The sequence below is a fragment of the Streptomyces sp. NPDC058812 genome (genome assembly GCF_042744565.1).
Classification (GTDB): Bacteria; Actinomycetota; Actinomycetes; order Streptomycetales; family Streptomycetaceae; genus Streptomyces; species Streptomyces thinghirensis.
This window is the reverse complement of sequence record NZ_JBHYOB010000076.1, coordinates 1-1,524: the sequence shown is the minus strand read 5'-3', so window position 1 is coordinate 1,524 and position 1,524 is coordinate 1. Positions and strand designations below refer to the sequence as shown.

Here is a 1,524-nt window from a genome sequence, read left to right as displayed (position 1 = left end):
CGCCAACACCTTCCTCGACGCCCTCGCCACCCACCGCCACACCCACCACCAACCCGCCACCAGCCTCGCCTGGGGCCTCTGGCACACCACCAGCGGCATGATCGACAGTCTGGCCGCGGAGGACGTGGAGCGCTGGGCACGCCATGGCCTGCCCGCAATGACACCCGAACAGGGGCTCGCCCTCTTCGATGCCGCCATCGCCGGGGACGCACCGGTGGTCCTCGCCGCCCGGGTCGACAAGGCGGCGCTGAGCGAACGCGCCGCCTCGGGACTGCTGCCCCCGATGTTCAGCTCTCTCGTCCGCACGAAGGTGCGCCGGACCGTCACCGGGACGCCGTCCTCCTCCAGCGAGCTGAGTTGGGCGGAGCTGACGGCCCAGCTGCTGCCGGCTCAGCGTCGCGAGGCGGTCGAGAAGACGGTCCGGGCCGCCGTGGCAACGGTGTTGGGACACGCCAAGACGACGGTCGTCCCGATCGACCGTTCATTCAAGGAACAGGGATTCAGCTCACTCAACGGGGTGGAGCTTCGCAACCACCTGAGCCGCGTGACGGGACTGCGGCTACCGACGACCCTCGTCTTCGACCACCCCACCCCCGCCGCCCTGGTGGCCTACGTCCTCGGCCAGGTGTCCCCCGACGAGGATGCGACCACGTCACAACAGCTCGACACGGCCGTCCGGAGGCCGCACGGCACCGACGACCCCATCGTGATCGTAGGGATGAGCTGCCACCTTCCCGGCGGGGTGTCGTCGCCTCAGGAGCTCTGGCAGCTTCTGTCCGAGGAGCGGGACGCGATCTCCGAGTTCCCGACGAACCGTGACTGGGACATCGCCAACCTCTACGACCCCGACCCCGAAGTCCCCGGTCGCTCGTACACGAACAAGGGCGGCTTCCTCCACGAGGCCGACCTGTTCGATCCGCAGTTCTTCGGCATCAGTCCCCGAGAGGCGCTGGCCACCGAGCCCCAGCAGCGTGTCCTGCTCGAAACCGCCTGGACCGCGCTGGAGAACGCGCACATCGCTCCGGACACCCTCAAGGGCACCGACACGGGCGTGTTCATCGGCGCGATAGCCCAGGAGTACGGCCCCAGCTCCGTCAACGCCCCGGCGGAGACGGAGGGGTACCGCATCACGGGTACCACCATGAGTGTGGCCTCGGGCCGGCTGGCCTACACGCTGGGCCTCGAGGGCCCGGCGATGACGGTGGACACGGCGTGCTCGTCGTCGCTGGTGGCACTGCACCTCGCCGCTCAGGCCCTGCGCAACGGCGAATGCGGCATCGCCATCACCGGCGGCGCCACGGTCATGGCGAGTCCGGGTCACTTCATCGACTTCAGCCGCCAGCGGGGACTGGCCGTCGACGGCCGGGTGAAGGCGTTCGCCGACGGTGCCGACGGCACGGTGTGGGGCGAGGGTGTGGGTGTCCTGATCCTGGAGCGGCTGTCCGACGCGCGGCGCAACGGACACGAGGTCCTGGCCGTCGTCCGCGGCACCGCCGTCAACCAGGACGGCGCCAGCAACGGCCT

At 70.0% G+C, this 1,524-nt stretch carries 1 protein-coding gene; it reads left to right on the top strand.

Features of this window, described 5'->3' with window-relative positions; genetic code table 11:
* A partial coding sequence (locus ACFW48_RS38735; protein ID WP_386323378.1) for a beta-ketoacyl synthase N-terminal-like domain-containing protein occupies positions 1-1,524 on the top strand: 1,524 nt, incomplete at both ends.